The 25,057-nt window shown below is 69.2% G+C and carries 24 protein-coding genes; 13 read left to right on the top strand and 11 right to left on the bottom strand.

Going from position 1 to position 25,057, the window contains the following annotated elements; genetic code table 11:
* Positions 1-150: 150 nt before the first annotated feature.
* Positions 151-624, bottom strand: a complete 474-nt coding sequence (locus tag L942_RS40705) for a SitI3 family protein (protein ID WP_037370691.1) — start codon at positions 622-624, stop codon at positions 151-153.
* 16 nt (positions 625-640) lie between these two features.
* Positions 641-874 (bottom strand): hypothetical protein, encoded by a 234-nt coding sequence (locus L942_RS44745; RefSeq protein WP_158684613.1) that lies wholly within the window; start codon positions 872-874, stop codon positions 641-643.
* Positions 875-1,106: 232 nt separating this feature from the next.
* Here L942_RS44745 and L942_RS40710 point away from each other — a divergent pair, with 232 nt between their 5' ends.
* From L942_RS40710 to L942_RS40725, 4 genes are all read left to right on the top strand, one after another.
* Positions 1,107-1,658, top strand: coding sequence for a TetR/AcrR family transcriptional regulator (locus L942_RS40710; protein WP_037370692.1), 552 nt, complete (start codon positions 1,107-1,109; stop codon positions 1,656-1,658).
* Between the two features lie 112 nt (positions 1,659-1,770).
* Complete coding sequence (locus L942_RS40715) at positions 1,771-2,505, top strand: SDR family NAD(P)-dependent oxidoreductase (protein WP_037370693.1); 735 nt, start codon at positions 1,771-1,773, stop codon at positions 2,503-2,505.
* Between the two features lie 132 nt (positions 2,506-2,637).
* Positions 2,638-2,946, top strand: coding sequence for a hypothetical protein (locus L942_RS40720; protein WP_037370694.1), 309 nt, complete (start codon positions 2,638-2,640; stop codon positions 2,944-2,946).
* Positions 2,943-4,262: a DUF4474 domain-containing protein gene (locus L942_RS40725; RefSeq protein WP_037370697.1), complete on the top strand. Its 1,320-nt coding sequence runs from the start codon at positions 2,943-2,945 to the stop codon at positions 4,260-4,262. Before L942_RS40720 ends, L942_RS40725 begins: the two co-directional genes overlap by 4 nt.
* Before the next feature lie 7 nt (positions 4,263-4,269).
* Here L942_RS40725 and L942_RS40730 read toward each other — a convergent pair whose 3' ends face one another.
* Positions 4,270-4,509, bottom strand: coding sequence for a hypothetical protein (locus L942_RS40730; RefSeq protein ID WP_037370698.1), 240 nt, complete (start codon positions 4,507-4,509; stop codon positions 4,270-4,272).
* Between the two features lie 247 nt (positions 4,510-4,756).
* Positions 4,757-5,707, bottom strand: a complete 951-nt coding sequence (locus L942_RS40735; RefSeq protein ID WP_037370899.1) for an aldo/keto reductase — start codon at positions 5,705-5,707, stop codon at positions 4,757-4,759.
* A gap of 102 nt (positions 5,708-5,809) precedes the next feature.
* Between L942_RS40735 and L942_RS40740 the strand changes: the two genes are divergently transcribed.
* The 4 genes from L942_RS40740 (at position 5,810) to L942_RS40755 (ending at position 9,540) form a co-directional block, all read left to right on the top strand.
* Entirely contained in the window at positions 5,810-6,721 is a 912-nt protein-coding gene (locus L942_RS40740) for a helix-turn-helix transcriptional regulator (RefSeq protein WP_037370700.1), read from the top strand.
* Between the two features lie 475 nt (positions 6,722-7,196).
* A complete protein-coding gene (locus tag L942_RS40745; protein WP_200863081.1) occupies positions 7,197-7,502 on the top strand; it encodes a hypothetical protein in 306 nt (101 codons plus the stop codon).
* Positions 7,499-8,500 carry a CobW family GTP-binding protein gene (locus tag L942_RS40750; protein ID WP_037370702.1) on the top strand — a complete coding sequence of 334 codons (1,002 nt, stop codon included), beginning with the start codon at positions 7,499-7,501 and terminating at the stop codon, positions 8,498-8,500. Before L942_RS40745 ends, L942_RS40750 begins: the two co-directional genes overlap by 4 nt.
* Positions 8,497-9,540 (top strand): WD40 repeat domain-containing protein, encoded by a 1,044-nt coding sequence (locus L942_RS40755; protein ID WP_051166582.1) that lies wholly within the window; start codon positions 8,497-8,499, stop codon positions 9,538-9,540. The genes L942_RS40750 and L942_RS40755 overlap by 4 nt, the downstream gene beginning before the upstream one ends.
* Positions 9,541-9,807: 267 nt before the next feature.
* On the opposite strand, the gene L942_RS40760 is transcribed toward L942_RS40755, so the two are convergent.
* From L942_RS40760 to L942_RS40775, 4 genes are read right to left on the bottom strand one after another with little or no spacing between them, the layout of a single operon-like run.
* On the bottom strand, positions 9,808-11,049 hold the full coding sequence (locus L942_RS40760) for a hypothetical protein (RefSeq protein ID WP_037370704.1): 1,242 nt from the start codon (positions 11,047-11,049) through the stop codon (positions 9,808-9,810).
* Entirely contained in the window at positions 11,046-11,291 is a 246-nt protein-coding gene (locus L942_RS40765; RefSeq protein ID WP_037370706.1) for a hypothetical protein, read from the bottom strand. The genes L942_RS40760 and L942_RS40765 overlap by 4 nt, the downstream gene beginning before the upstream one ends.
* Positions 11,288-11,932 carry a VOC family protein gene (locus L942_RS40770; protein WP_037370707.1) on the bottom strand — a complete coding sequence of 215 codons (645 nt, stop codon included), beginning with the start codon at positions 11,930-11,932 and terminating at the stop codon, positions 11,288-11,290. The genes L942_RS40765 and L942_RS40770 overlap by 4 nt, the downstream gene beginning before the upstream one ends.
* Positions 11,933-11,955: 23 nt before the next feature.
* Positions 11,956-12,702, bottom strand: coding sequence for a maleate cis-trans isomerase family protein (locus L942_RS40775; protein ID WP_037370708.1), 747 nt, complete (start codon positions 12,700-12,702; stop codon positions 11,956-11,958).
* Positions 12,703-12,896: 194 nt separating this feature from the next.
* Between L942_RS40775 and L942_RS40780 the strand changes: the two genes are divergently transcribed.
* Genes L942_RS40780 through L942_RS40800 form a run of 5 tightly spaced genes read left to right on the top strand, consistent with a single transcriptional unit; the run spans position 12,897 to position 21,350 of the window.
* Complete coding sequence (locus L942_RS40780; RefSeq protein ID WP_037370709.1) at positions 12,897-15,005, top strand: hydantoinase/oxoprolinase family protein; 2,109 nt, start codon at positions 12,897-12,899, stop codon at positions 15,003-15,005.
* 20 nt (positions 15,006-15,025) lie between these two features.
* On the top strand, positions 15,026-17,347 hold the full coding sequence (locus L942_RS40785) for a hydantoinase B/oxoprolinase family protein (protein ID WP_037370710.1): 2,322 nt from the start codon (positions 15,026-15,028) through the stop codon (positions 17,345-17,347).
* Between the two features lie 10 nt (positions 17,348-17,357).
* Complete coding sequence (locus L942_RS40790; protein WP_037370711.1) at positions 17,358-19,040, top strand: (2,3-dihydroxybenzoyl)adenylate synthase; 1,683 nt, start codon at positions 17,358-17,360, stop codon at positions 19,038-19,040.
* On the top strand, positions 19,037-20,566 hold the full coding sequence (locus tag L942_RS40795; RefSeq protein WP_037370712.1) for an FAD-dependent monooxygenase: 1,530 nt from the start codon (positions 19,037-19,039) through the stop codon (positions 20,564-20,566). The genes L942_RS40790 and L942_RS40795 overlap by 4 nt, the downstream gene beginning before the upstream one ends.
* 22 nt (positions 20,567-20,588) lie before the next feature.
* A complete protein-coding gene (locus L942_RS40800; protein ID WP_081655428.1) occupies positions 20,589-21,350 on the top strand; it encodes a TetR/AcrR family transcriptional regulator in 762 nt (253 codons plus the stop codon).
* Here the strand turns inward: L942_RS40800 and L942_RS44750 are convergent.
* From L942_RS44750 to L942_RS40810, 3 genes are all read right to left on the bottom strand, one after another.
* The gene (locus tag L942_RS44750) at positions 21,318-21,554 is read right to left on the bottom strand and encodes a hypothetical protein (RefSeq protein ID WP_158684614.1); all 237 of its coding nucleotides are present in this window, start codon (positions 21,552-21,554) and stop codon (positions 21,318-21,320) included. The genes L942_RS40800 and L942_RS44750 overlap by 33 nt on opposite strands.
* Before the next feature lie 239 nt (positions 21,555-21,793).
* On the bottom strand, positions 21,794-23,461 hold the full coding sequence (gene betA, locus L942_RS40805) for a choline dehydrogenase (RefSeq protein WP_037370713.1): 1,668 nt from the start codon (positions 23,459-23,461) through the stop codon (positions 21,794-21,796).
* A gap of 9 nt (positions 23,462-23,470) precedes the next feature.
* The gene (locus tag L942_RS40810; RefSeq protein ID WP_037370714.1) at positions 23,471-25,039 is read right to left on the bottom strand and encodes an amino acid permease; all 1,569 of its coding nucleotides are present in this window, start codon (positions 25,037-25,039) and stop codon (positions 23,471-23,473) included.
* Between the last annotated feature and the right edge of the window lie 18 nt (positions 25,040-25,057).

Genomic DNA, 25,057 nt, shown 5'->3' on the forward strand with positions numbered 1-25,057 from the left:
CGCGGCTCTTTCTTCCGGCTTTGGCTTCGTCGCGGCGGTTCAGGACCTTCCCCTCACGTTGTATTGCGCTCGATCAAAACGGGGCACGGTCTCCCGAACGCGGTGCGCCCGGCGGCATCGACGTACCACGTGTGCGTCGCCCCGTCGCGTTCATTCGTATCGGTGGCTGTGGCGCGTGTAGGGCCGGGGGAGCAGGGCGATGCGTTCGGGGGTCCAGAAGTCGTTGTCTTCGTGGATGTCGAGCGTGCCGTTCTTGCGGACGAGCCAGACCACGTCGAGGTTGCTGAAGACGGCGTCGCCGCGGATGCGTTGCAGCAGTGCGGCGGTGAGGAGGATCAGGTCGTTCTGTTGTTCGGCGATTTGGTCGTTTTTGTTCAGTTCAAACAGTAGTTGGACGGTGGGGGTGATGGCGCCCAGTTCGGATATCGGCGGGTGCCACGGTTGCGGGCGGGCTGGGCTGACCTGCAGCCAGGTTTGGCGGGTCGTTGTGCTCCACGCGAGCAGCTGTTGAGCGGTGACGGATTCTTCGAGGATCCCCAGCGGCCGTCCGGTCTTGACTATCTCTTCGGCGACCTCTTCCGGGGCCAGGCCGGTCGTCAGGTCCAGGCTGTAGTCGAGTGACATGCGACCTCGTTCGTGGTCAAGGGAACAGGCGGACAACGGTACCGGCGATTGCTTCTTTGAGGCCTTGAATGGGCCAAGTTTTCAGTTGTTCGCTCAATCCCCCGGTGGTGACCGCGCTGTCGCGCGGGTTGACCACGATGTGGTCGACTTGTCTTCCGGCCTTCTTTTCGATGCGTGTTCGCAATACCGCGCGGGGCGTCCGCTGAGGGCGTAGTGCCTCGGCGGCACGCGTGACGAAAGCGGTGTCCATAGTGGACTTCGATCGGACAGTCGCCGCCCGTCGGTCAGTCGGTATCGATCGCCGCGGGGATGCTGCTGGTGGTGCTGGCCCCGGTCCCGCGGCGTCGCACCCGTCGCTGGTTCCCGAGTCGACCGGCTGTCCGGCCGCCCTGGAACGGGCACTCCCACCATGCTGGACCGACCGGTCCACTACAGGTAACATCGCCCCCGTGCCGCGGCCCCGACAGTTTGATGAAGAGCGTGTGCTTTCGGCTGTGCAGGCCGCGTTCTGGGAGAACGGTTACGCGGGCACCTCGCTCGAAGACCTCCTGGCGGCCAGCGGGCTCGGCAAAGGGAGCCTGTACGGAGCGTTCGGCGACAAAAAGAGCTTGTTCTTGCGCGTGCTGCGCAGGTACGACGAGGCCAATGAGCACATGCTGCGCGGCCAGCTCGAGCAAGCCGAGCGCGGCATCGACGTGATCCGGGGTTTCGTGACCGGGTTCGTGCGCGATCCCGGCGGCGTGCAGGCTCGCCGGGGCTGTCTGCTTGCCAAGGCTGCGATGGAGCTGAGCGCCGACGAGGTGTCCGAAGAGGCGCGGCGCAGTTACGGCTCGACCGCTGCGGTGCTGGCCGACGCGGTGCGGCGAGCGCAGAGCGAGGGCGACGTCGCGCGCCGTCTCGACCCGGATGCTACCGCTCGCGCGGTGCTGGCCGGTCAGCTCGGGCTGATCGTGTTCGGGCGGATCGGGCAGGATCCGGCCGTGGTGCTGGCGACGGCGGAGGCCCTTCTCGACAGCCTGCTGCCCGCGTCCTGAGCATCCGTTGCCGCAGTGGGGTGCGGCACAATGCCGGCCCGGTTATTGACCGCCCGGTCCATATGCGGAAGGTTATGGACTGAATGGTCAATAATCGGGGCAAGGAGCTGCCATGACGGTGCTGGAGGGCAAGGTCGCGGTCGTGACCGGGGCGAACGCGGGGATCGGGCTGGCGATCGCGCGGGCCTATCGCGACGAGGGGGCGCGGGTTTTCGCCGCCGGCCGTCGCCAGGAGCGGCTCGACGAGGTCGAGGCTGAACTCGGACCGCGGGTCACCGGGATCCGGTGCGACGTCGGCCGGCTCGACGACCTCGACGGGCTCTACGCGGCCGTCGCCGAGCAGGCGGGCCGGATCGACGTCCTGGTCGCCAACGCGGGGATCGGGATCGCCGCCCCGCTGGGCGAAATCACCGAGGAACAGTTCGACGCCATGTTCACCACCAACGTCAAAGGCACGCTGTTCACCGTGCAGAAGGCGCTGCCGCTGCTTGCGCCCGGGGCGTCGATCATCCTCACCGGGTCGACGGCGGTTTCGCGCCCCCAGCCCTACCTTCCCGTGTACGGCGCGACCAAGGCCGCGATCCGCAACCTGGTCCGCGGGTTCGCCCACGACGCCGCGGCCCGGCAGTACCGGATCAACCTGCTCTCGCCCGGCGGCACCCGCACGCAAGGCCTGCGAGACCTGCTGTCGCCCAGCGAATTCGCCGCCGCCGGAGCGTCGGTTCCGCTCGGACGGCTGGCCGAACCCGAGGAAATCGCCGCGGCGGCTGTCTTCCTCGCCTCCGATGCGTCCAGCTATGTCAACGGATCCGAACTGGCGGTGGACGGCGGCTTCGCCCAAATCTGAGGCAAGCAGGACGTGCTGAATCCCGGCCTCCCCGCGTGCAGGATGCCCCGGAATGAGCGAATCGGACGGCAATGCACGAGTTGAGTGTTACATTGCGCTTGCCGAGTGTCACTTGACCGGGGGAGGCGCGCAGTGGGGTTCGAGGCCGATGTCGCGGACATCAAGAACGCGGCGGGCAAGCTCGCCGCCGGGAAACAGCCCACGCTCGCCCCCGGAGGCGCGCCGAATGTCGGGGCGACCCACCGGGCCGGCGGTTTCGCGGGGGATTACGACGTCTGGCTGCTGACCCGGCAGGAGGACCTGGAGGCGGCGCGGCAGCAGGTCGCGAGCCTGGTCGAAACCATCCAAGCCGCGGCAAGGGCCTACGACAGCACGGATTCCGCGGCGCGCGCGACCTTCCTGAAGGCGCTGGACGCCGGCCTCGGGGGGATCGACCGATGAGTTCGGTGTTCGAGAAGATCCGCGACGTCGCCGGACAGGTGGAAAAAGGCAGCACGGCCGACCTGGACTCCCGGGCCCAGGCTTGCCGGACCGCGAAGGAAGCCGTCCTGGACGCCAAAGCGCTGGTCGAGGCCGTCCGGGTTCAGCTGGCCGAAGCTTGGCACGGCGGCGCGGGGGAGTCGGCCCTCGCGTCGCTGTCGGACTTCGCGAAGAACCGGGACGACCAAGCGCAGGATCTCGAGGATTCCGCGAAGTCGTTCGAGGTCGTCCGCGACGCGTTGGCGAAGGCGCAACGCGAGGCCGGCAGCCGGCGCGCGGACGGCGAGGCACTGGAGAAGAAACTCAACGGCGTCTGGGACGACCTCTCCCGCGGCAAGGGCAATCTCGTCTTCGCCTGGGCGGAGGACAAGGCCGTCAAGGCGCGGGCGCTCGTCGTGCTCGCCGACCTGGAACGGATCGTCCTCGGCTACGACGCGGTCCTGCTCGCCGAAGGTCTCAAGCTCCGGAACAAGACGGGCCGGGTGTGGGAGCTCGCGGGCTCGGAAAAGCGGAATCCCGCCGAGATCGCCGCGATCATGCTGCGCGAGATCCCCGGTTTCGCCGAACTGGTGGCGAAAGACCCGCGGCTCAAGGCCGCGCTGCTGAGCGGCGACTGGGAACTGCTGCTGCGGAACCGCGAGATCGCGCAGAAGATCTACGACTACCTCGGCTTCAAGTACGTCGCGGACGGCGACTACTACACGACCGGCGAGCACTCGATGCAGAGCTTCCTGGGCTGGCACGACCTCTACGACAAGCTGGGGCCGGTGATCGGCACGCACCTCGACGAGACCGGCGCGGACGGCGACAACATGGAGTTCACCGATCCCAAGACCGGCAAGCAGTACCGGCTCGAACTGTGGAAGGGCAGCTACGGGTTCGGCGGCGCGTACGGCGGCGAGGTCGGGTTCTACACCCGCGAACCGGGTTCCTCGGACCCGTCCGGCTATTTCGAGACCGCCCGGGGCGACGACCAGATCAAGGTGACGCAGACGATCTACAACAAGACGACCGGCGAGACCTACTTCACCAACGACGGCCAGGGCGCCGACGGCACCGACAAGAAGCACTTCTGGAACCTGGCGATCCGCACCGACTCGCACGTCGACCCGAGCCAGCTGGGCCAGCGCGCCACGATCGAGGTGCGCGACACCGGCATGCGCGACCAGCTCTACCACGAGATGACCAGGTGGGCCGCCGCGCATCCGGACCAGCACCTGACCGTCACGAAGACGACCGACACCCCGCCGGCCCTGAGCTACACCTGGGAGAAATGAGGCGCGCTCAGCGCGAGCCCATCGGCTTGAGCTCCCACGGCTCGTCGTCGCCGCCGCTTCGCCGCGCGCGCTCGGGTTCGCGCAGCCCCGCGAACACTCCGTCGACGTCGACCAAGCCGACCACCTGGTCGGCGACGTGCTGGCCGTGGCGCTCTTCGATCTCCTCGAGTCCCTTGCGCAAGGCGGCGGTCGCGGCGTTCCGTGCCGCGGACCGCAGTCCGCGGGCCAGCTCCTCCGGGTCGCTCATGGGCCCACTCTAAAAGGTTTGCCGGCCGGGAGCACCAGGATCCTTGCGCGGTACCGCCATCCGCGCAGCACCACTGAGCGATCGATTAGACGGGTGTCGGGGCCGGTCGTCGCGCGGCTGCACTCGTCGCAAACGCCCAGTCCGTCGGCGGTGGAGAGGAACCGCAACGGACAGGTGCTGATCGGCCTCCGGACGCGGCGGCAAAGTCTCCCTCCCTTTCCCGAGCGGTCTTTCGTTCCGACGGCCGCTACATTTCGTGCTCCCAGCTGCCGCGCGTGTCGACGTCCGCGGCGCTCGCCAGCGCCTCCAGTTCCGCGATTTCCTCGTCGGCGAGCTCGAGGTCGCGAGCGCGGACCAGCCCGTCGACGTGCTCGGGCTTCGTGACTCCGATGATCGGCGTGGTTCCCTTGGCCAGCGCCCATGCGGTGGCGACCTCGGCCGCGGACGCGTCCCGCCCCGCGCCGATCGCTCCCATCCTGTCCGTCAGCGCCTGCAGCTGGGGAAGGATGCCGTTGTACCCGGCCGCCCGGCTGCTGCCCTCCGGCAGCGGGTGGGCCGGGCTGTACTTGCCGGTCAGGGCTCCTTGTTCGAGGACCAGGTAGGAGAAGAACGTCACGTCGTGCTCGCGGCAGTGGTCGAGGATGCCCGCGCGCTCGGAGCTCCGGTACAGGAGGCTGTAGTGGTTCTGGACCGCCTCCACGCGGTAGCCGGCCTCGCCGAGAATCTCGTCGGCGAGGGCGATCTCCTCCAGGTTGTGGTTCGAGACGCCGACGTGCTTGATCCTGCCGTCCCGCAGCAGCGGGATCAGCAGCGGCGTCCAGCGGGCCAGGTCGGCGGGGTTGTGGATCCAGTACAGGTCCACGTAGTCGGTGCCCAATCGGTCGAGGCTCTGCTGCAGCAGGTCCGCGACCGGATCGGCGCCGTCGCCCGCGATCTGCGGGGTGAACTTCGTCGACAGCTGATACTCGCTGCGGTCGTAGCCTTTCAGCGCCTGGGCGAGGACCGTCTCCGAGCGGCCCATGCCGTACACCGCCGCGGTGTCCCACAGAGTCAACCCGTTCGCGTGCGCTTTGCCGACGACCTCGCGCAGACCGGACTCGGTCAGCTCGCTGCCGAAGTAGCCGTCGCCCGCCTCGCCGCTGTCTCCCCAGGCCCACGTGCCCAACGCCGCCGGCGCGGTGAATGTCTTGCTCGTCATGTCCTCCAGCAGACCGCGAGGGCCGCCACCGGAGAAGGTCGCGTTCATCGGGGGTATGACCTCAACCCCCCTTCTGCGGCGGCCAGCGGCTACCGTGGAAGCATGGATCGTCAGCCGGGCAATCGCGGCGAAATCCGGGACTTCCTCGCCAGCCGGCGCGCCCGGATCACCCCCGCGCAGGCCGGGCTGCCGGCCAGCACCCGGCGCCGGGTCCCCGGGCTGCGGCGCGAAGAGGTCGCCGTCCTCGCCGGGGTCAGCACGGACTGGTACACGCGGCTGGAGAAGGGGCACATCGGCGGCGTGTCCGAGGACGTCCTCGACGCGGTCGCGCGCGCCCTGCGGCTGGACGACGACGAACGCACCTACCTGTTCGACCTGGCCCGCGCGTCGAAGCCCGCGAATCGCACGCCGTCGCGCCGCAAGGACGTCGAGGTCCCGCCCCGCGTGCAATGGCTGCTCGACTCCATGACGCTGTCCGCGGCGTTCGTCCGCAACGGCCGCACCGATGTCGTCGCCAGCAACCCCATGGCCCGAGGCTTGTTCGCGCCGATGTTCGAGAGCGCCACCGTCGACCGGCGCGGCCGCCCCAACCTCGCCTGCTACATCTTCCTCGACCTCGGAGCGCGTGACTTCTTCGTCGACTGGGACGCCGCCGGCGCCGCCACCGCCGCCCTGCTGCGGTCCGAGGTCGGACGCGAGCCCCGCGACCGGGCACTGCGCGAACTCGTCGGCGAACTGTCCACCCTCAGCCCCGAGTTCCGCAGCCACTGGGCCGCCCACGACGTCCTGCTGCGCCACGACGGCATCAAACTGCTCGAGCACCCCGACGTCGGGCGGCTGGAACTGACCTTCCAGTCCCTCGACCTCCACGTGTCCGGCCGAGCCGTGCACGACCTGGTCAGCTACACCGCCGAACCCGGCACCGCATCCGAGGACCGGCTGAAACTCCTGGCCAGCTGGGCAGCCACGCACTCCGCGACGGCGCGGGACTCTTCTCGGCCCGGGCCGCGCTGACCCGACCAGGTCTGCTCGACCGGGACGCCGGGCACTCGACCGACGGCGTGAAGCCGTAACTCGGGAAGGCGCTGGCGAAGTGCGGGACACGTTCGAGGCGGCAGGTCCGGAGCCGCTCCGGACGGGCTATCCGTTCAAAATCCCTTCGCCCCAGCCAATCTGGAACGGGCTCTCGTTGGCGCGGTCGCGCAAGTGCCGACCGCGATGCTGTCGTTCGACACCCCGCGCGACTGATTTAGACCAGTATCGCGATCACGTCCGCGTCCACGCGACCGCTCCGGGCGTCCGGGCGGTATCGGTGGCAGCGGGACGGGCGTCGTCCGGCGCGGCGTTTTCGGCGCGGTGTCATGCTTTTCGCGCAGCCGCGCAGCTCGCAACCTCGCAGCAAAGAGGAGGTGGCCTGCCCCGGAGCAGTACATGATAATGAATGTCGTTATCATCTACTGTGACAGCACGACGAGGACTGCGGGGAGCGATGGACGAAGCACTGGACCGGCTGCTGGGCCGGTCGAACAAACCCGACGCGGCGCGCTCGGACCGGGCCGGCGAGATCGCCGCCGTGGTGCGCGAGGTTCTCGCGCTCGGTTCCAGTGCGGCGGTGACGGTGCAGCAGCTGGCCTGTGCCGAACCGGGCTGCCCGCCGGTCGAAACCAAGATCGCGGTCCTCGGCGGAGGCGGCGGCCGCCGCTGGACGCTGCACGCGCCGCTGTCCGAGCTCGACGACGACGCGGTCCGCCGGCTGCTCGCCGCCCGTCCCGAAGGAGAGAACGCAGCGCGATGAACGACACCGATTCCCGGATCCCGGTCACCGTCCTCACCGGTTTTCTCGGCTCCGGCAAGACCACCTTGCTCAACCGGATCCTGACCGAGCGGCACGGCAAACGAATCGCCGTGATCGAGAACGAGTTCGGCGAGGTGGGCGTCGACGACGGGCTGGTGCTCGACGCTGAAGAAGAAGTGTTCGAGATGAACAACGGATGCATCTGCTGCACGGTGCGCGGCGACCTGATCCGGATTCTCGGAGCGCTGCTCAAGCGCAAGGACCGCTTCGACGCGATCCTCATCGAAACCACCGGCCTGGCCGATCCCGCTCCGGTCGCCCAGACGTTCTTCGTCGACGACACCCTGGGCTCGCAGCTGCGCCTGGACGCGATCGTGACCGTGGTCGACGCGAAGCACATCGTCCAGCACCTGGACGACGAGAAACCGGACGGCGCGGAGAACGAGGCCGTCGAGCAGATCGCGTTCGCCGACCGGGTGGTGCTGAACAAGACCGATCTCGTCGGGCCGGGCGACCTCGAGGCCGTGACCCGGCGCATCCGGGCGATCAACGCCGGGGTCCGCGTCCTGCCCGCACGGCACGGGGACGTCGACCTCGACGAGATCCTGGACGTGGGCGCGTTCGACCTCGACAAGGTGCTGGCCGAGGAGCCGGAGTTCCTGCGGGACGCCGAGCACCAGCACGATCTCACGGTGACCAGCGTGGGCATCGAATGCGAGGGCGTGGTCAACGTCGAACGGCTCAACGAATGGCTGGGCGTGCTGCTCGGCCAGCGCGGGACGGATCTGTTCCGCAGCAAGGGAATCCTGCACCTGGCCGGCACCGACCGGCGCTATGTCTTCCAGGGCGTGCACATGCTTCACGACGGGGACCTCGGCGCGCCGTGGCGGGAGGGCGAGCCGCGGCGCAACCGGATGGTCTTCATCGGCCGCAATCTCGACCGCGCTCAGCTCGAACGGGAATTCCGGGCGTGCCTGGAAGCCGAGGTTCCCGCGTGAGGGCGGCCGCCGACCGCATCGCGTTCCGCCCCCGATGGCAGGCCGACCTGGGCGAACCCGCGGTGGCGCTCGACGTGGTTGGTCGCGGTGAGGACGCTGCGGTCGCAGTCGGCGGCTCCGAGGGCGCCGTCCGGCTGCTCGGGACAGGCGGTGCACGGCAGTGGGAAAGCTTTCTCGACGATGCGCTGCTCGCGGTTGCGGCCAGCCCCGACGGAACCCGGATCGCCGCGCTCGGCATGACGCGCCGCAGGATGTGGAGCGCGGACGGCGAACAGCTCGCCAGTTCCGCTGCCGGATGGTCGGCCGCCGCGGCGTGGGACGCCCGCTCGGTCCGCCTCGCCGTCGCCGACGGCAGGCAGGTTCGCGTGCTGGACCGGAACGGCGAGATCTGCTGGTCCTCCGGCCCGCTCGCCAGCACCGTGACCGGAGTGCGGTGGCCGCGCGGCGCGCTCCGGGTGGCCGCCTCGGCTTATCAGGCCGTGACGATCTTCGAGCCGGAAACCGATCGGATCACCCGCGCCCTGCCCGCTCCCGGGGCGATCTCCGGGCTCGCGGCGGCGCCCAACGGCCGGTGGGTGGTCGGCGGCAGCCAGGACGCCACCCTGCACGGCTGGAAGGTCGACGACGGTTCGGACTTCCGGATGTCCGGCTTTCCCGGCACGGTGTCGCAACTGTCCTTTGAGGACACCGGCCGGTGGATGGCGTGCGCCTCCGGCGACGTCCTCACCTGCTGGGACTTCTCTGGCGCCGGGCCCGCCGGCCGCAGCGCCGTCGCCTTGACCGGGCACACCGCTCCGGTCACCGCCTCCGCCTGGCTCCCGGGCGACCGGCGCACCCTGGTCAGCGGCGACCAGGACGGCACCGTGCTGCTCTGGCGGCTCACCCCGGCCGCCCGGCCCGGCGACCAGATCCGCCCGGCCGGCGGACTGCGCGACGACGATCCGGTGACCGCGCTCGCCACGGCAGGAGCCCGTGCGGGCGGCGTCACCGTGTTCGTCGCCCGGCGATCGGGCCGCATCGACGCTCTGTCCGCCGGCTGACGCGGCTAGGTGCTCGCCTTTCTGGCGTGCGGGTGAGCGCGGCCGACGACGGGCACGAGGACTGGTCCGGCAGCGATCGGCTTCACGGGGCTGAGGTGGTCCCGCCGTCGACGTAGGCTGACGGGCGGAGCTGGATCGGGTGGCGGCACGCACAACTGCGGACGGCGATTCCTCCGCCAGTGCAAAGTCGCGGGTCGTCTCGACGCTGGGTTTGCCTGCCTGAAGCGGTGACGGCGGCCGCGACCGTGGCGACCAGCCGGGTACGCGTCATCCTGGGAACCGGTCCGCGAGCCACGCGCCGATCTCGGCCGCGGCGAGGCTGGCTCCGGTCGGTTCGCCGGGCCGGAGGGGGCCGCCGAAGTGGGTGCCGGCGACGCGGCGGTGGTCGACGTCGTCGGCGCCGAGCGCGGCGACCATGGCTTTCGCGTCGTTCGGGAAGCAGGCGGCGTCGCCGGTGAGTTCGACGAACAGGGACGGGGTTCGCACGCCTGGGGCGCAGCGCAGGAAATCGGCGTTGGTCGTGTTCGCCGACCAGGTCGACAGCCAGGCTTCGGGGGTGACGAGACGGGCGAAGCCGACCAGCCCGTAGTCGGTGAGGTCGGGGCGTCGGCCGAACAGCGATCCGTAGGGCCGGTCGTTCGGGTCGAGGGACAGGTCGACGAAGCGGAGGTCGGCGTCCGTGCGGTAGATCGTGAGGACGCGGGGCGCCAGCGACGCCCGGCGGTCCGCGGGGTCCTGGGTGGCCTTGAACCGGGCCCGGGCCTCGTCGGCGAGCGCGACCCGGGCCCGGGCCTCGGCGTCGATCCTGGCGATCCGGTCGGCCTGCGCGGCACGGTACCGGGAGACGAATTCCGCGGAGTAGGCGGAGGACGTTGGGGGCGCGGCGAAACCGTTGGCCGCGGCGAACGGATCGAGGTCGTCGAGCACGGACAGCGGGTCTGCTTCGTCGGCGACCGACGGGTCGATGAGCCGCTGCAGCAACGCGCCCTGTCCGGGGTGCGGGGCGAGGAACACGGCGCCGTGCGGGATCGGCAGGTCGGCGGACGGAAGGTCGACCGGCCGTCCCGACGGGGCCGCGGCGATCCGCTGTTCCGGAGGCAGCCCCGCCTGCTGGTGGTAGAAGGCGAACAGGGTGCCGCCGCCGGAGTGGCCGAGGGTGATCCTGGCGGCGAAACCCTTGTCCCGCAGGAAAACCTGACCGGCGGCGACGTCGATCAGTGCTTGCTCGTGGATCAGGTTCAGGTCGTTGTTCGGCGATCGGGTGCCCTGCGTCCACACGGCGAAACCTCGCGACAGCAGCTCGGGCACGAGCACGTGGTGCGCGGTGTCCATTCGCGGGTGCATGATCGACACGACAGTGTCCGCGCCGGGGAGTGCCCGCAGCACGCCGGAGACCTTCGCGCCGTCAGCGGTGGCCAGTTCGTGCACGGAGGTGACGGTTCCGGGCGGGATCTCGGCCGCCTCGATGTACCGCCCGGCGCCGAGGCGCGCCCTCGTCGCGGAGGTCATCGTTCCTCCAGCCGCAGCGCGTCCTTGTCCCACTGGGTGATTTTCGTGTGCAGCAAGCCCGCGACGCTGCTGTACCACACGGCGTGCCGGCAGCCGGTGGCGCGGCGGTCGATGACGATCGGTCCCGGTGCGCTGACCTTGAAATAGGGGCCGACACGGTCGACGGTGACGGCGGCGGCCTCGGCGGCGACCGCCACGATCGGCCGGTTTTCGGGAACGTCGAGCAAGAGGACGGCGGTCATCGCGCGGGCACCTCCGCGGGCTGGTCGCGCTGCCATTGCTCGGCGCGCTCGACGATCAGCTCCGCTTTCCGGACCAGCAGCGCGTCCATCGAGGGAGCGGGCCCGGAGACGACGTCGACCAGCGCGTCGATGGTGATGTTCGCGTCGAGGTCCTCCTGCGGGGTGACCGGCCGCAAGGCGCGGGTGATCTCGACCAGGTAGCCGTTGGGGTCGTGGGTGTAGATCGACTCGATGGTCTCGTGCTGGATCTGCATCTCGACCGGCCACTCGCTCCCGTCGAGGCGGCGGCGGTACTCCAGGAGGTGTTCCTCGCTGTCCACGTGGATCGCGAGGTGACGCGAGCGGATGAAGAAGACGGGCACGTCTTCGGAGAACTTCGCGTAGACGTCGCCCCGCGGGCCGCCTTCGAACTGCTCGAGCCCGAAGTAGTAGAAGAACGCGAGCCGGTCGTCGTTGCCGATGTCGAAGAAGAAGTGGATGAAGTCCGGGTGCTGCTCCGGGCCCCAGCCGGCGGCGCAGATCGAGTGCACCACGGGGAACCCGAGGGTGTCTCGGTAGAAGCGGACCGTTCCGGCCGGGTCGAACGTGGGGAAGGCGACGTGGTCGACGCCCTTCGCCAGATGCTGCGGCGATTCGGACATGCCGGTTCTCCTTTCGGGTGAGTTCAGGCGGTGGCGCCGGCGCGCAGGAGACTGCCCGCGCCGTCGATCGAAACGTCGAGGCCGAGGCTGCGCAGGATGCTGTACGCCCCGGCGGTCGCGGCGGACAGGACGGGAATCCCGAACTCCTGCTCGGCGGGCTCGATCAGCGCGAGCGACGGCATCTGCACGCAGCAGCTCAGCACCAGAGCGTCCACATCGGACAGATCCAGCGACCGTGCGGCTGCCATTACTTGCTCGCCGGGGATGCAGCCGACCTCGTTGTTGTCGGACACTTCGAGCGCGCGCCAGTCGGCGATCTCGAAGCCCTCGGCTTCGAGATACTCCACCACCTGCTGGGCGAGCGGTTTCAGATACGGCGTCACCAACGCGACCCGCCGCGCGCCGAGCGCGCGCAGACCCTCTGCCAGCGCACCCGCGCTGGACCGGACGAGGGCCTCGGACCCGCCGGCGGCGAGTTGTTCGGCGATTGCGGATTCGACGCGCTGGTGCTCGCCCGGGCCGCCGACCATGACGGCCACCAGACAGGCATACAGGATCGCCTCCGGAGAAGCGTCCGCGATCTCCATGACGCAGCGCTCGCGCTGTGCGTTCATCGCTGCCAGGCCTGCCGGCGAGACGGTGTGCATGCGCATCCGCGTCGAGTGGAACGAGAAGCCCGCGGACGGGTGCCTCTCGAGGATGGCCGGCAACTCGGTCTCGACGGTGACGTTGCTGCTCGGTACGACGAGCCCGATCCGGTGGGTGCTCATGGGGATCCCTTCAATGCCTTGCGCTCACGACGATTATTTGACTCATCTGTCAAACAGTCAAGTCATCCGTGCAGGCAGAGACGGCGCACATACCCTCTTGACTTTCTCTGCGCGCTCGTCAAATAATCGACACAACAGTCGAATCAGTGGTCTGGGTCACCTAGGATCGTTCAGCTCAAGGGAGAGCGGAGCTCATGGCATACGTAATCGGAGTGGACGTCGGCGGCACGTTCACGGACGCCGTCCTCGACGACGGCGAGGGCCTGGTGCTCGCGGGCAAGACCGCCTCGACGCCGCCGGACTACTCGAACGGCGTGATGGACGTGCTCGGCGTGCTCGCGGAGCAGCTCGGCGTCCCGATGGCGGAGATGCTGGCGAACACCCACCACATCGCGCACGGCACCACCTCGTCGCTCAACGCGCTGGTGATGAACCGGGTTCCGGACATCGGCTTCCTGACGACCAAGGGCCACCGCGACTCGATCTACATCATGAACGTGGAGGGCCGCTACCTCGGCCGCGCGCCAGAGGAACTCCAGAACCCGATCGGGCAGAGCAAATCGCACGGCCTGGTCCGCAAGCGCCACGCGCTGGAGGTCACCGAACGCATCGACCGCGACGGCCGCGTCGTCGTCCCGCTGAACGAGGACGAGGTCCGCGAGGCGGTGCGGACCCTCGTCGCCGACGGCATCTCCGCGATCGCGGTGTCCCTCCTGTGGTCCTTCCGCAACCCCGCGCACGAACTGCGGATCCGGGAGATCGCGCACGAGATCGATCCCGGGCTGTTCGTGGCGATCTCCAGCGAGGTGTCTCCGCGCATCCGCGAGTTCGCCCGCAACGCGACCACCATCATGAGCACGCAGGTCGGGCCGGGTCTGCGCGACTACCTCGGCGAGCTGGAAAGCAAACTCCGCAAGGAAAAACTCGCCGGCCCGCTGCTGGTGATGCAGAGCAACGGCGGGGCCGTCGCCGCCTCCGAGGCTCCGGGCAACGCGATCTCCACGGTCGGTTCGGTGCTGACCGGCGGCGTGGTCGGCGCGGTGTCGCTCGGCGAGCAACTGGGCCACCGCAACATCATCGCGACCGACGCGGGCGGAACCACCTTCCTGGCCGGGCTCGTCGTCGACGGCGAACCGGTGCGGTCGTCGACCACGATCATCAACCACCATCCGATCAACGTGCCCACGCTCGAAGTCCACGCGATCGGGTCCGGCGGCGGAGCGATCGCGTGGATCGACGCGGGCGGCAACCTCCAGATCGGCCCGCACAGCGCGCAGGCGGTCCCCGGGCCGGCCTGCTACGGCAACGGCGGCACGGAACCCACGAACACCGACGCGAATCTGGTGCTGGGCATCATCCCGGAACGCGGCCTGCTGGGCGGGCGGCGCGCGCTCGATGTCGGGCTCGCGCGCGACGCGATCCGCACGCGCATCGCGGAACCGCTCGGGCTGAGCGTCGAAGAGGCGGCCGCGGCGATCTACGAGGTGCAGAACGCGCAGACCGGCGACCTGCTGCGGAAAACCGTAGTCGAGGCGGGACACGATCCGCGCGACTTCGTCGTCTACGCCTTCGGCGGCTCCGGCCCCGCGCACTGCGGCCGGTACGCGCAGGAAATCGGCGTCACCAATGTTGTTGTCCCGCTCGGCCAAGTCGCGTCCGCGTTCTCCGCTTACGGGCTCGCGTCGTCGGACATCGTACTGGCGAAGGAACTTTCCGATCCGGCGGCGCTCCCGCTCGACCCGGTCCGGGTGCAGCGCAATTTCGAGGAACTCGAGGGCGCGGTCCGCGAGATGCTGCAGCGGCAGGGCATGCAGTTCTCGGCCGTCGAAATCGAGCGAGAGATCGACATGCGCTACACCATGCAGCTGGCCGAGGTGGCGACAGCGATCCCCAACGGCGAGCTGACCGCGGGTGACGTGGCCAAGGCCGCGGACCTGTTCGAGGCCCGGTACGCCGCGCTTTTCGGCAAGGACAGCGGATTCCGCGAGGCTGGCATCCAAGCCATCACCTATCGCGTCCGCGGCACCGGGGTCCTGCCGTTCTCGCCGACGCTGCCCGAACTCGAGAAAGCCGATTCCGAAGACGCGTCCCCGGCGCGCACCGGCACCCGGAAGGTGTGCCTCGGCGCGAGCCACGGCTATGTCGACACCGCCATCTACGACTACCCCAAGCTCCGGGCGGGCCACGTGCTTCGCGGCCCCGCGGTGATCGAGGTGCCCACTACCACCGTCGTGGTCCCGCACGGCACGACCGGAACCATCGACCGGCTCGGCAACCTGCACCTCGCCGTCGACCAGGCCTGACCTACCCGAGGAGAACTGGCATGACCGCACCGATCCCCGGCTCGGAAATCTTCTCCAGCCGCCCGCTCGACCCGGACGCGCTCAGCCGCGCGGTCGGCGGCATCGTCCCGCTGCACACCGTCGCCCAGGAGCAGATCGACGCCGTCGACCCGCTCACCTACGAGGTCATCCGGCACCGGCTGTGGTCGGTCACCGACGAGATGGGGGAAGCGCTCAAGCGCATGTCCGGATCCCCGATCGTCACCGATGCCAACGACTTCGACTTCGCCGTCAGCGACGAGGTGGGCCAAGAGGTCCAGGTGGGCCTCTACAACACGATGCTGGTCGGAGCCGTCGACCTCGCGATCTACTGGACCCTGCAGAACCGGTCCGCCAATCCCGGCATCGCCGACGGGGACATGTTCCTGTGCAACGACCCTTGGGTCGGCGGCGGCCTGCACCAGAGCGACGTCATCGTGTACCAGCCGATCTTCCACGAGGGCAAGCTGTTCGCGTGGACCAGCGCCATCTGCCACGAACCCGATCTCGGCGGCTCCGGCCTCGGCTCGTTCGACCCCGGCGCCACGGACGTCTTCTCCGAATCGGTGCCGACGCCGCCGATCAAAGTCGTCCGCGACCGCGTCCTGCAGCGCGACGTCGCCGACGCCTGGACCCGCCGCTCGCGCGTGCCGATGCTCGTCGGACTCGACCTGCGCGCCAAGATCGGGGCCAACACCGTGGGCCGCGACCGGCTCCTCGCGGTGATCGAGCAGTACGGAGCGGACACCGTCAAGGCCGTCATGAAGCGGATGATGAACGACTCCGAAGCGCGGCTTCGCGCCAAGCTGAGCGGGCTGCCCAACGGGACCTGGAAGGCCACCGGATACCAGGACCAGGCGTCGACCGGCGACCGCGGGCTGCACAAGATCACCGTCGCGATGACCAAATCCGACGATCGCCTGATCTTCGATTTCACCGGCACCGACCCGCAGACCGGGGTCATCAACTGCACCTACGCGGGCATGCGCGGCGGGGTGATGCTCGCCCTCCTTCCCGTGCTGGCCGGAGACATCCCGTGGGCTGCGGGCGGGCTCATGCGCTGCTTCGAGCTGGTCTCCGAAGAGGGCACCATCAACAACGCGACCTTCCCGGCAGCGGTCAGCCGAGGTCCGATCGGGCCCGCCTGGCTCACCGGGAACCTGATCGCCGAATGCCTCGCGCAGATGCTCGACCGCGACGTCGAGCTCGGCAAGAACGTCCAGGCCTCGTGCTGCGGCACCTGGGACACCGCCATCGTCGCCGGACTGGACCAGCGCGGCGAGCAGCCCGTGCCGTTCCTGAACATCCTGATGGAGCCCATGGCAGGCGGCTACGGCGCGCGGCCGGTAGCCGACGGCATGGACACCGGCGGCCTGTTCTGCATCCCGATGGGCCGGATCCCGGACACCGAGATGACCGAATTCCTCTACCCGTTGCTGACGCTCTGGCGCAGGGAAGAGCCCGACTCGGGCGGACCTGGCCGGATGCGCGGCGGCGTGAGCGCGTCGCTCGCGATCACCCCGTACGGCAGCAGGGTGCCGATGGGACTGGTGTTCGCTTCGGCGGGGAAAGCCGTCGCGCAGAACGGCGGCCTCGCCGGCGGCCTCCCCGGCAACACCGGCCTCGAGATCCTGGCGCGCGATTCCAGGGTGCGGGAACTGCTTTCGTCAGGTCAGTTGCCCGGCAGCCTCGACGAACTGAACGGCACGAAGGAAATCGGCGTTTGCTACGCGGAGAGCTATCTGGCTCCCGGCGAAGTGCTGTACATGCACTGGCAAGGCGGAGGAGGCTACGGCGACCCGCTGCGCCGCGAGCCGGACGCGGTGGCCTGGGACGTGGCGAACGGCAAGGTGACCGTCGAGGGCGCCCGCGCGAACTACGGCGTGGTGATCGCGAACGGCGAACTCGACGCGACCGGCACCGCGGACTTGCGGGCGAGCATGCTGGACGCGCGCCGCGACCGCGCCGCGGCTCCAGTCTCCCAAGAGGCGACAGTGGATCTGCGCGATGCCCGGCGGATCGACGACAACCTGGCGGAGGTCGCCATCGGCGAGGCCCGCGTGATCGCGTGCGCGCATTGCGGCCGCCTGCTGGGCGACACCAAGTCCGGCAAGCTGTCGCTGGCCCGCTACGAGGGACCCTCCAGCGACGCGGGGCCGCAGGTCCGCTCCGCGCCGGCGGAGTACGTGGACGCCGAGGTGGTGTTCCGCCAGCAGTGCTGCCCGGGTTGCTGGACCGCGGTGTACTCCGGCGTCGTCCCGGCCGACCACCCGGACCACGTGGGCGAACTGACCGCGCTGCTGCCCGCCGCGCCGATCGACTGAGGAGCATTCAGTGACCGCATTCGACTGGGACGGGCGAGTGGTCCCGCATCCCGCCGATCGCGCGGAGCGCTACCTGGCGAGCGGCGAATGGAGCGAGACGCCGATCAGCGCGCGGCTGCACGAATCCGCGTCGGCGCACGCTGATCGCCTCGCGTTGATCACCGCCGAGGGGACGCTCACGTATCGGGAGCTCGACGAGCGCACCGACCGGATCGCCGCGGCGTTGTGCCGCCTAGGTCTGCGGCGGCTCGACCCAGTGCTGTTCCAGGCGACCAACCGGTTGGCGATCGTGCTGGCCTGGTACGGCTGTCTCAAGGCGGGCCTGGTGCCCGTCGCGACGCTGGCCCAGCACCGGATGCACGAGATCGGCCACATCAGCCGCAAGGTGGGCGCGAAGGCGCACTTGGTCGAAGCCGGGCTCGGGTTCGACCTGGTCGAGTTCGCCCGCCGCGCCGCCGACGGACACCCGACGCTCCGCACTGTCGTCACTGTCGGCGCACCGGCTTCCGGTGCCCACCGGATCGAAGACCTCGGATCCGATATCGGCCCGGCCGAGGCGCGGGCGTTCGTGGAAAGCGTCGAAGCCGACACCGATCCGCAGGACGTCGCGGTCTTCCAATTGTCCGGCGGTACAACGGGAGTGCCGAAGGTGATCCCGCGGATCCACGCCGAATACTGGAACAACGCCCTCCTGTACGCGCGGGCGCTGGGATGGGACGCCGATACCCGGCTCGCGCACCTCATTCCCGTCATCCACAACGCCGGCATCTCGTGCGCGCTGCACGCCGCCCACTCGGTAGGCGCGACGTTGATCCTGGCTACCCCGGATCACGTCGCGGCGTTCGCGCTGATGGCCGAGCATCGCGTGACTGACGTGCTGATCGGGCACGGCCACTACCAAGCCCTGCGGTCAGCCGAATTCGAGCCAGTCCTGCGTACGCTCCGGCGCACGGTGCTGTCGGGAGCCAAGGTTCCGGCCGACCTGTTCAGCCGCGTCGACGACGGCGGCACGCACTGGGCGGGACAGATGTTCGGCATGTCCGAAGGCATGTTTCTCGTCACCCGGGCGGACGATCCGGAGCCCGTGCGGAGGACGACCGTCGGCACGCCGATCGCGCCGTCGGACGAAGTGCGGATCCTCGAACCGGGCACCGAGACCGAAGTCCCGGACGGTGCCGTCGGAGAACTCTGCTGCCGCGGTCCGTACACCATCCCGGGATATTTCGACGCGCCCGAGCACAACGCGGCGGCGTTCACCTCGGACGGTTTCTACCGCACCGGGGACCTCGCCGCGATGCACGTCGCCGGCGGCAAACGGCACGTCTCGATCGAGGGCCGGATCAAGGACCTGATCAACCGCGGCGGGGAGAAGGTCAACGCCGAAGAGGTCGAAGGGCTCCTGATGAAGCACCAGGACGTCGCGGTCGCCTCGGTGGTCGCCGTGCCCGACGAGCGGCTGGGGGAGAAGGCCTGTGCGTTCCTGGTGTCCGAGACCGGCGCGATCCTGACGATCCCGCAGGTGCAGCAGCACATGGACGCGCTCGGCGTGGCCAAGTACAAGTGGCCTGAACGCCTGGTCTGGGTGCCGGAGCTGCCGAAGACCAATGTCGGGAAGATCGACAAGAAGCGCCTCCGCGCCGACGCGGCGGCACTGCTCGCGGCCGAATCGACCCCGCAAGGAGCCGAATCATGAAGCTCGACACCATCGCCGTCTTGGGCGGCGGGCCGGGCGGGCTGTATGCCGCGCGGCTGCTGAAACGCAGCCATCCCGACGCCGCGGTGACGGTCTACGAACAAGGCGTGCCCGACAAGACCTTCGGATTCGGGGTCGGCCTCGCGTCGCGGACCCAGCGGAACCTGCGGCTGGCAGACGAGGAATCGCTCGACGGCATCGTCGCCGCCGCGCACGGGCACGAAATGTCGATGCGCGTCGGCGAGAACGAGGTCCGGCTGGCCCACGGCGAGCTGCTCGCTATCGGGCGCGCGGCTCTGCTGTCAGTACTGCAAAAGCACGCCGAAGGCGCCGGGGTCGAATTGCGCTTCGGCGAGCGCCGGTCGGCGTCCGGCCTCGACGCCGACCTCGTCGTCGCTGCCGACGGGATCTCGAGCGCGACGCGGACCGAGCTGGCAGCGGAGTTCGGGCCGGAGATCGCCGAAGGCGAGGGCCTGTATCTGTGGTGCGGCACTGATTTCGCCTTGCCGAGGGCGATCTTCACCCCGGTCGCCACCGAGCACGGAACCTTCGTCGCGCACGCCTACCCGTATGCCCCCGATCGCAGCACCTTCCTGATCGAAACCGACGAGAAGACGTGGCGTCGAGCGGGATTCGACGTCTCGACCAGGGAAACGCCCAACGGGGAGAGCGATCAGTTCTCGCTGCGCTACCTCGAGGAGGCGTTCTCCGGGACATTGCAAGGAAACCGCCTGATCGGCAACCGCACCAAGTGGCTCCGGTTCCGGACGATCCGGTGCCGCAACTGGCACACGCGCAACACGGTGTTGCTCGGCGATGCCGCGCACACCGCGCACTACTCGATCGGATCCGGGACGAAACTCGCCATGGAGGACGCGATCGCGCTCGACCGCGCGGTGCTCGCCTCCGGCGATCTCGGCGAGGCCCTCGGCAAGTACGAGGCGGAGCGGCGGCCCGCCGTCGAGCACCTGCAGGCCATCGCCGAGCGCTCGATGGCGTGGTGGGACTCGTTCCCGGACCGGTTGGCGATGCCGGTGGAGCAGTTGATGATCGCTTACATGACCCGGGCCGGGAAAGTCACTGTCGACCGGTTCGCCGAGTCCGCGCCGCAGGTCGCCCGGCCCGGCTTGGCGGCGTTCGCCGGGGTTGCGATCGACGAGGTGCCGTCCCCGGCCTCGGTGCCCGAATGGATCCTCGACCAGCCCCTGGCCTCCGGCGCACACCGGTTTCCCCGTCGCATCGCTCCCGAGGAACTGCGGACCGCCGCCGGGACCGTGCCAGTCGAGATCTCGCTCCGGCCGTGGAGCCCCGAAACCGCCGACCTGATCGCCGGCCTGCCGCCCGCGACCGCGTACTGGCTGACCGGTCCCGACGACCGCGAAGCGACCCTCGACCGGCTAGACGTCGGGGAGCGCATCCGGCGAACTACCGGTGCGCTGGTGGTCGCGGATGTGCCCGCCGGGCTCCGCACAGTCGCTGCCGGTGCGGTCGCCAGCGAGCGTGTCGATCTCGTCGCGTTCACCTGATGATGGACTAGCCTTGGCCGCTATGACTTCCTCAGCCGCCGACCCGGCCGGCCCTGCGCCCAAGCGCCGGGGCCGGCCGAACGTGCGACGCGAACTCGTCGAACGGCAGATCAAGGAGAACGCCGCCCGGCTGTTCGCCGAGCGCGGCGTCGCCGGCACGACGCTGCAGGACATCGCCGACGCGACCGGCTTGACCCGTCAGGCGGTCTACCACTACGTCGCGAGCAAGGACGACCTGTTCACCCAGCTGGTCAGCGAGATCGCCGACCAGCCCGCCCAGCTGCTCCACGAAATCAACGCCCGAGCCGACCTGAGCCCGGCCGCGAAGCTGCGGCGCATGGCGAGCTCGCTGGCGCTGAACCAGATGGCCAATCCCAACCGGTTCCGGCTCATGATCCGCTCGGAGTCCGACCTGCCGGAGCATCTCGCGAGGTCCTACCGCGCGAGCCGCCGCCGCGTGCTCAAAGAACTCGTCGAGGTGATCGACAGCGGCATCGCCGACGGAACATTCCGGACCGTGAACGCCCGCACCGCAGCACTGGGCATCATCGGCATGCTCAACTGGATCGCCTGGTGGCACCAAGACGGCGACGACGAACAGGACACCGCCGGCCAGCTCTCCGAAATGGCCGTGCGCACCGTCCAGAGCGACAACCTCGCCCCGGAATCCCCGACAGTCGAACGCATCCTCGCGAATGTCCGCCGCGAACTCGACATGGTCGAGCACTTGGCACGTCCGGACGACGGCAGCTCAGGCGACCGGATACCCGACAGCCCTCAGTGAGCCGGCATTCCGGACGGCGAGTGTGGTGGCCTTCTCGGCATCGTTCATGGTGAAGCGGTGCGTGATGACGGGAGACACCCGCACGTGACCTGACGCGCTGAGGCGCGGGGCGTCGGGATAGGTGTTGGCGCACCGGAAGATTCCGGTGATGGTCAGTTCACGAGTCTGTACGTGGCGGGTTCCTCGCCCGATCAGGTCGGCCACCCATGGAACGCCGGGCGACGTTTGGCAGGACCAGTATCAGGCGTCCGCTCGTCCTTGACGATTGGTACCGGGGCGAGGGCAGCCAGTCACGAGGTTCGTCCCGGGTCCTCAACCGGCGACGGCCGCCGCCGGAGCGCTGGTGTCCTGGAATCCGTAGAGGGCGGCGGGATATTGTGCACCAGCAGAGCATGCCGAAGGCCCGTGCCGGGGATGGCGGCACGGGCCTTCGGCTTCCGGATCTACTTCGCGGCCTTGTCCCCGTGCCGGTAGAACGGCAGCTTGATCGGAGCCAGCGGGGTGTTGCCGAGGATCAGGTCGGCGGCTTTCTCGGCGGTCATCATCACCGGGGCGTAGATGTTCCCGTTGGTGATGTAGGGCATGACCGAAGCGTCGACCACCCGCAGGCCTTCGGTGCCGTGCACCCGCATCGTCTGCGGGTCGACCACGGACTTCTCGTCCACGCCCATCTTGGCCGTGCACGACGGGTGCAGGGCGGTTTCGGCGTCTTTGGCCACCCAGTCCAAGATCTCCTCGTCGGTCTCGACCGACGGACCGGGGGAGATCTCCCCGCCGTTGTACGGATCCAGCGCGGGCTGGTTGAGGATCTTCCGGGCCACCCGCACGGCCTCGACCCATTCGCGCCGGTCGTTTTCCGTGGACAGGTAGTTGAACTTGATCGCCGGGTGCTGTCGCGGATCGGTGGAGGTGATCTTCACCGAGCCGCGGGTGTCGGCGTACATCGGTCCGACGTGCACCTGGTAGCCGTGCCCTTCGGTGGGCGCCGAACCGTCGTAGCGGATCGCCACGGGCAGGAAGTGGAACATCAGGTTCGGGTACGCCACTTCGTCGTTCGAGCGGACGAAGCCGCCGCCCTCGAAGTGGTTGGTCGCCGCCGGACCGGACCGCAGGAACAGCCATTGCGCGCCGATGTAGGGCCGCTTCCACTTGGCCAGCGACGGCTGCATCGACACCGGCTGCTTGCAGGAGTACTGGATGTACACCTCCAGGTGGTCCTGCAGGTTCTCGCCGACGCCGGGCAGGTCCCGCACGACGTCGATGCCGAGTTTTTCCAGCTCCGCGGCGTTGCCGACGCCGGAGAGCTGCAGCAGCTGCGGCGTGTTGATCGCGCCGCCGCACAGGATGATCTCCTTGCCGTACACCTCGCCCGGCACGCCGCGGCCCTGCGCGTACTCGACGCCGATCGCGCGGTTGCCGTCGAAGAGGATCTGCGACACGAACGCGTGCGTCTTCACCGTGAGGTTGGGCCGGTTCTCCACCGGGTGCAGGTAAGCGCGCGCGGCGGACAGCCTCCGTCCTTTTCGGACGTTGCGGTCGAAGGGCGCGAAGCCTTCCTGCCGGTAGCCGTTGACGTCGTCGGTGCGCGGGTAGCCGGCTTGCTCGGCCGCGTCGAAGAAGGCGGAGAACAACGGGTTAGTCGCCGGTCCGCGTTCCAGCTCCAGCGGGCCGTCGTGTCCGCGCCACTTCCCGTCCGGCGGGTCGGCGAGGCAGTTTTCCATGCGCTGGAAGTACGGCAGGCAGTGCGCGTAGTCCCAAGAGGACATTCCGGGGTCGGCGGCCCAGCGTTCGTAGTCCATCGGATTGCCGCGCTGGAAGATCATCCCGTTGATGCTGGAGGATCCGCCGAGCACCTTGCCGCGCGCGTGGTAGACGCGGCGGCGGTTCAGGTGCGGCTCGGGTTCGCTGCGGTAGCCCCAGTCGTAGAACTTCGACCCGATCGGGAACGTCAGCGCGGCCGGCATGTGGATGAAGACGTCCCACCGGTAGTCCGCCCGCCCGGCCTCCAGGACCAGCACCTTATTGCCGGGGTCGGCGGAGAGCCGGTTCGCGAGCGCGCAGCCCGCCGAGCCGCCGCCGACGATGACGAAATCGTAGGTTTCGGAACTCATGCGTCCTCCTCAGCCGGGCAGCGTGTCCGGGGTGTCTGCGGGCAGGTGTTCGGGGCTGGTGTGCGCGGAGCCCCAGGTGCGGCGCCGGGCGTAGAGCATGATCGCGCCGATGACGACGATCAGTCCGGTGACGATCACCGCGCCCCACTGGAAGTACCAGTGGTCGCTGCCGTAGACCTCGGGCCGGGGCCAGATGAGGTTGACGGTCATCGCGGCGCCGTAGAGCACCGCGACGAGGTTCACCAAGGTGCCCCAGCGGCCGAGCTTGAAGTACGGGCCGTGGTCCGGCGTCGGCCAGTGTCCGCGCAGGCGGCGCAGCAGCATCGGGCCGGTGACCATCAGGTACGGGATGTAGAACAGGACGATCGCGGTCGAGGTGAGGATGAAGAACGCCCGCTGGTTGCCCAGATTGATCAGCAGCACCACGACCGTGAGGCCGCCGGTGAGCAGCGCGGGCAGTACCGGCGTCTTCGACCGCGGCGACACCTTCGCCATCGCGCGGCTGAACGGCAGGCGGCCGTCGCGGGCCATCGCCCAGCTCATCCGGATCGCCGCGGTCTGCACGGCCAGGCAGCACACGGTGATCGCGATCGCCGAGCAGATCAGGAAAGCGTCGCCGAGCCCTTCGCCGAGGGTGCTCTTCAGCAGGTACGGCATGCCCGAGGTGGTCAGCTCCTGTGCGTTCAGGTTGCCGACCGCCATCATGCCGAACAGCATGATCAGCCCGCCGACGAGGAACGCCGCGGTGAGCGCCCGCAGGATCGCCCGGGGCGCGTGCCGCCGCGGCTGGGTCGTTTCCTCGGCCAGCGACCCCGCGGTGTCGAAGCCGTAGAAAACGTACGCGCTCATGAGGGACGCCACGAGGAATGCCCCGAAGTAGCCCCACGAATGGCCACTCTCGGTGCCGTGCGTGTCGAAGACGAGGCCGGGGCCGCGCTTGAGGTGGACGACTAGGGCGACCACGAGCAGCAGGCTCGCGCCGAGTTCCACCGCGACCCCGAAGTTGTTGATCTTCGCCATCAGCTTGACGCCGATGATGTTCACGATGGTGGCGAACACGACCAGCACCAGCGCCAGGATGATCGCGTTCTCCGCGCCGCCCGGCGTCGAGGTCTGGCCGGCGTCGGAGTCGCTGCCGACGATCTCGAACGCGGTCGTGACCTGCGGCAGGATGATCTGGTAGGCCACCGCGACCGCGGCCGCGGTGACGATCGCGCCGATGATCATGATCCAGCCGGCCAGCCACGAGGTCGCGGGTTTCGCGATCTGCTTGGCCCACTGGTACACCGAGCCGGCGAGCGGGAACTGCCCCGCCAGTTCGGCGAAGCACAGGGCGACGGCGAGCTGGCCGAGGAAGACCAGCGGCCAGGTCCAGATGAAGGCCGGGCCCCCGGAGGCGAAGCCGAAGAAGAACAGCTGGAACACGCCGGTCAGGATGGAGATGTAACTGAATCCGGCGGCGAAGCTGGAGAACGAGCCGAGCGAGCGCTCGAGTTCCTGGCGGTAGCCGAACTTGGCGAGCTCGGTGCTGTCGTCGGCGGCGGGCCCCCCGCCCGCCGGTTGGGAGTCCATGGTCATCGGGTGCGTCCTCACGTG

The organism is Amycolatopsis orientalis DSM 43388, assembly GCF_000411975.1.
In the GTDB taxonomy this organism is placed as follows: Bacteria; Actinomycetota; Actinomycetes; order Mycobacteriales; family Pseudonocardiaceae; genus Amycolatopsis; species Amycolatopsis orientalis_D.